The 5,448-nt window shown below is 71.3% G+C and carries 3 protein-coding genes and 1 pseudogene (1 of these 4 running past the window's edge); all 4 read left to right on the forward strand.

Annotated elements, in window-relative coordinates; genetic code table 11:
- A pseudogene (locus tag H7U20_RS28410) lies at nucleotides 1-734 on the forward strand (sensor histidine kinase) (it extends 741 nt beyond the left edge of the window).
- Nucleotides 735-848: 114 nt separating this feature from the next.
- Entirely contained in the window at nucleotides 849-1,205 is a 357-nt protein-coding gene (locus H7U20_RS28415) for a ribonuclease E inhibitor RraB (protein ID WP_199762494.1), read from the forward strand.
- A 52-nt stretch (nucleotides 1,206-1,257) separates the two neighbouring features.
- Nucleotides 1,258-4,422, forward strand: a complete 3,165-nt coding sequence (locus tag H7U20_RS28420; protein WP_199762495.1) for a putative bifunctional diguanylate cyclase/phosphodiesterase — start codon at nucleotides 1,258-1,260, stop codon at nucleotides 4,420-4,422.
- Between the two features lie 235 nt (nucleotides 4,423-4,657).
- Nucleotides 4,658-5,440 (forward strand): 2-oxo-tetronate isomerase, encoded by a 783-nt coding sequence (gene otnI, locus H7U20_RS28425; RefSeq protein WP_199762496.1) that lies wholly within the window; start codon nucleotides 4,658-4,660, stop codon nucleotides 5,438-5,440.
- The last annotated feature ends 8 nt before the right edge of the window (nucleotides 5,441-5,448 follow it).

Below are 5,448 nucleotides of genomic sequence, written 5' to 3' on the forward strand. Positions count from 1 at the left end.
CCCCCCACGCCTCGCACCAGCTGCGCACGCCGCTGACGGTGTTGAAGACCCAGGCCGAGCTGGCGCTGCGCGAGTGCGAGCGCGAACACGAGCCGGCGCAGCTGCGCGCCGCGCTGGGCGAGATCGTGCGCAGCATCGCCGCCACCACCGACTCGACGGTCAACCTGGCCAACCGCCTGCTGACCTTGGCGCGCATCGAGCACGGCGGCGAGGGCATGGCGCTGGCGCCGGTGGCGCTGCGCGACACGCTGCGCCAGGTGGCGCTGGAGCTGGCGCCGGCCGCCGTCGCCAGGAACATCGACCTGTCGCTCGAAGCCGGGCAGGCCGGACTGATCCAGGGCCACGCCCTGCTGCTGCACGAACTGGTCGCCAACCTGCTCGACAACGCGCTGCGCTACACGCCGGCCGGCGGCAGCGTGGTGCTGCGCGTGCTGGCCGGCGCCGCCGAGGCCGGGAGCGGGGCCGCGGCGGACGCCGCCGACGCCGGCGGCGCCGGCATGGTGTGGCTGGAGGTCGAGGACAGCGGCCACGGCATCGCCGCCGCCGAGCGCGAAAAGGTCTTCGCGCCCTTCTACCGCGCCGCCGCCACGCTGGAGCGCAACCCGGGCGGCGCCGGCCTGGGCCTGGCCATCGTGGCCGACATCGCCGCCCTGCACGGCGCCGCCATCGTCCTGGCCGACGGCGCCGGTGGACGCGGCCTGCGCGTGCGCCTGTTGTTTTCCGCCCTCGTTTAGCAGCACCAGCAAGGGCGCCTGCGGCCGGCGCCGTGCCGCCAGGGGCTACAATGTAGCAACCGAGCCGGGCCGGCGCCACGCGCCCGGTATAACGACATACAAGGAAAGCGCAGCATGAGTAGCAAAAAAATCACCAAACAAGACATGACCGAACTGTTCGCCGACATGGCGCAGAACGCCCCCTGGGACAGCAGCAAGCCGCTGCTGTGGGGTTACTTCTTCGCCGACCAGGCCAAGGCCAAGCTGGAAGCGGCGGCGCCGCTGCTGCAGGCCAAGGGCTACCGCGTGGTCGGCCTGTTCGACTCGGCGGCCCAGGCCGACGGCACTCCGGCGCAGAGCTGGCTGCACGTCGAGAAGGTCGAGCAGCACGACGCCGACAGCCTGCACGCGCGCAACCAGGAGCTGTACCGCTTCGCCGAGGAGCAGCAGATCGAAACCTACGACGGCATGGACGTCGGCCCCGCCGTCTAGGCCCCGCCCACCCGCCCGGCGCCGGTGGCACGGCGCGCCACCGACGACCAAGATGACCACCACCGCCCGCAGCACCATGTCCCGTTTCTCGCGCAGCGCCTGGCTGACGGTCGCCGCGCTGGCGCTGTTCGCCGCCAGCTTCGCCCTGTACGTCTGGACCGAGCAGCGCATCGACGAGGCCAACGAGCTGCGCTACCAGTCCTACCAGTTGACCGAGGAGCTGCGCCGCTCCTCCGACGAGCTGACCCGCGCGGTGCGCAGCTACATCGCCACCGGCGAGCCGGCCTACCGGCGCCACTACCATGAGGTGCTGGCGACGCGCGACGGTCGGCCGGGCGCCCTGGCCGCCGAGCGGCACGCCTACTGGGACCTGCCGGTGGCCGCCGCCTCGGCGCCGCCGGCGGCAGCGGCAGCGGCAGCGCCGGCGGCGCTGCTCGAACGGATGCGCCGGGCCGGTTTCAGCGCGCTCGAATTCTCGCTGCTCAGCGAAGCCAAACACAACTCCGATAGTCTGACCCACACCGAGCTGGCCGCCATGACCCTGTTCGAGGGCGCCAACGCCAATGCCGACACCGGCGGCGCCGGCGACCCCGGCGCGGCGGCGCGGCGCCAGGCCGCCAACGCGCAGTTGTACAGCGCCGACTACCGGCGCGCCAAGGCCGCCATCATGCGGCCGATCGGCCAGGTACAGAACAGCGTCGAGCAGCGCACGCTGGAGGCGGTGCACAACGCCGCCGGCAACGCGCGCAGCATGCGCGCCGCCGTGCTGCTGGCCGGCGCGCTGCTGCTTTACCTGGTGTGGCGCAGCAAGCGCGACCTCGACGCCATCCTCGGCTGCCGCGCCGACCTGCTGCACCAGCGCATCGAACGGCTCAGCGGCGGCGACTTCGCCAGCACCGTCCCGGTGCCGGCGGGACGCCAGCACAGCGTGCTGGGCTGGCTGGCCGAGATGCAGCAAAGCCTGCGCCGCATCGACGCCGAGCGCGGCGAGGCGCTGGCCCGCCACCAGCGCGTCAGCCGGCTGTACAACGCGCTAAGCCAATGCAACCAGGCGATCGTGCGCAGCACCAGCGAGGCCGAGCTGTTCGAGCGGATCTGCCGCGCCGTGGTGCAGCATGGCGGCATGAAGATGGCCTGGATCGGCATGATAGGCGCCGACGGCCACGTCGTGGCGGCGGCCATGCACGGCGACGGCACCGACTACCTGAACGGCCTGCACCTGCCGCTCGACGAGGCGCACCCGCACAGTCGCGGCCCGATCGGCCGCGCCTACCGCAGCGGACAGCCCTACTGGTGCCAGGACTTCCAGGCCGATCCGGCGACCGCCGTTTGGCACGCCCGCGGCGCCCAGTACGGCTGGGGCGCCTCGGCGGCGCTGCCGCTGCGCCGCGACGGCCGCATCGTCGGCTTCTTCTCGCTGTACTCGGCCACGCCGCAAGCCTTCGACCAGGAGGCGCGCGAGCTGCTGCTGGAGATGGTGCTCGACATCGAGTTCGCGCTGAAAAACTTCGACCGCGAGGCCCGCCGCGAGCAGGCCGACGCGCTGCTGCGCAAAAGCGAGCGGCACCTGCGCACCATCATCGAGACCGAACCCGAATGCATCAAGGTGCTCGACAGCCAGGGCCGCCTGCTGGAGATGAACGCGGCCGGCCTGGCCATCCTCGAAGCCGACAGCCTGGAGCAGCTGCAGTGCCACAACCTGGTCGATCTGGTGCTGCCGGCCTACCGCGCCGACTTCATCGCCCTGCACCAGCGCGTCATCCAGGGCGGCAGCGGCACGCTGGAGTTCGAGGTGTGCGGCCTGCGCGGCGGCAAGCACTGGATGGAGACGCACGCCGCGCCGATGGCCGGCGGGCCGGGCGAGCCGGCCATGCTGCTGGGGATCACCCGCGACATCACGGCGCGCAAGCGGGCCGACGCGCAGATCCAGTACCTGGCCCATTTCGACGCGCTGACCGGCCTGTCCAACCGCACCCAGTTGCAGGACCACGCCGAGTACGCCCTGAGCCTGGCGCGGCAGGGCCGCCAGACGGCGGCGGTGATGCTGCTCGACCTCGACCACTTCAAGGACATCAACGACTCGCTCGGCCACAGCGCCGGCGACACCCTGCTGGTCGAGCTGGCCGGCCGGCTGCGCCAGACCCTGCGGCCGGGCGACCTGCTGGCGCGCCTGGGCGGCGACGAATTCATGTTCGTGCTGCCCGGCGTCGACGCCGCCGCCGCCGCGCTGGCGGCGCGCCATCTGCTCGGCCTGATCGAGGCGCCCTGCCACATCGCCTCGCACGACCTGAACGTGACGGCCTCGATCGGCATCGCCCTGTACCCGGCCGACGGCGCCGACCTGGCGACGCTGTTCCAGTGCGCCGACGCCGCCATGTACCGGGTCAAGCGGGAGGGCCGCAACGACCTGCGCTTCTTCACGGCGGAGATGCAGCAACGCTCGGCGCGCAATCTGCAACTGGTGTCGGCGCTGCGCCAGGCGCTCGAACGCGGCCAGATGCAGGTGCACTACCAGCCGCAGTTCTCCCAGCAGGGCGGGCGCATCGTCGGCGCCGAGGCGCTGCTGCGCTGGCACTCGCCGGAGCTGGGCCAGGTCTCGCCGGCCGAGTTCATCCCGGCGGCCGAGGACAGCGGCCTGATCCTGCCGATCGGCGCCTGGGTGCTGCGCCAAGCGGCGCGTCAGGCGCGCCTGTGGATCGACGCCGGCCTGGCGCCGCTGGTGATGGCGGTCAACCTGTCGGCGGTGCAGTTCCGCCAGGCCGACCTGCCGCGCCTGGTGACCCAGATCCTCGACGAGGAGGGCCTGCCGGCCGAATACCTGGAGCTCGAACTGACCGAGGGGGTGGCGATGCACGACCCGCAGGGCGCCATCGCCATGATGAACAGCCTGCACGAGCGCGGCGTGCGCATGTCGATCGACGACTTCGGCACCGGCTATTCCTCGCTCAGCCATTTGAAGAAGTTCAAGGTCTACAAGCTGAAGATCGACCAGTCCTTCGTGCGCGACATCTGCACCGACCCGGAGGACAAGGCCATCGTCGGCGCCATCATCCAGATGGCCCGCAGCCTGGGCCTGTTGACCATCGCCGAGGGCGTCGAGACGGCCGGCCAGCTGGAGTTCCTGCGCGAACAAGGCTGCGACGAGATGCAGGGCTACTACTTCAGCAAGCCGCTGCCGGCCGCGCAGTTCGAGCAGTTCGCCCGCGCCCGGCAGTAGCGCCGGCCGCCGACCGGTGGCCCGCTCAACCCCAGAGGCGCAAACCTGGGGTCGGACCCGCGGGTCCGACCCCGGCTTCCTGCCGTCGGGTGGTTTCGATTGCCGCCGGCAGCATAAAGAACGAGAACAAATCTTCCCGCCCCCGGCTTATCCCGTGCCCCCACGGTTTTGGATTAGCATAGCGACTTGGCCCCGCGCCGCGTGCGCGCATCCCAGCCCCCTGCCAGGAGTTTCCATGCCCAAATTCGCCGCCAACCTGTCGATGCTGTTCACCGAGGCGCCCTTCCTCGACCGCTTCGCCCTGGCCCACGAGGCCGGCTTCGCCGGCGTCGAGTTCCTCTTTCCCTACGCCTACGAGGCCGAGCAGATCGGCGAGCGCCTGCGCCGCCACCAGCTCAGCCTGGTGCTGCACAACCTGCCGCCGGGCGACTGGGCCGGCGGCGACCGCGGCATGGCCTGCGATCCGCGCCGCGCCGACGAGTTCAAGGACAGCGTCCAGCTCGGCCTGGAATACGCCGTCGAGCTGGCCGTGCCACAGGTGCACTGCATGGCCGGCATCACCCCGGCCGGCCTGGCGCCGGAGCGGGCCCGTGCCACGCTGGTGGAGAACCTGGCCTGGGCCGCCGACCAGTTCCGCCCGCACAACATCGCCGTGCTGATCGAGCCGATCAACCACTACGACATCCCCGGTTACTTCCTCAACCACAGCGCGCAGGCCTGCGCGATCCTGGCCGACTGCGGCCGCGACAACCTGTTCCTGCAATACGACATCTATCACATGCAACGCATGGAAGGCGAGCTGAGCAATACAATCCGCGCCCGCCTGCCGCTGATCCGCCACATGCAGCTGGCCGACACGCCGGGCCGCCACGAGCCGGGCACGGGCGAGATCAACTACCGCCACCTGTTCGCCTTCATAGACGAGCTGGGCTACGACGGCTGGATCGGCTGCGAATACATTCCCCGCGACGGCACCGCCGCCGGCCTCGGCTGGCGCGCCGCGCTGACGGCGGCCTGAGCCGCCCG

The sequence above is a fragment of the Rugamonas violacea genome, assembly GCF_016461825.1.
Classification (GTDB): domain Bacteria; phylum Pseudomonadota; class Gammaproteobacteria; order Burkholderiales; family Burkholderiaceae_D; genus Rugamonas.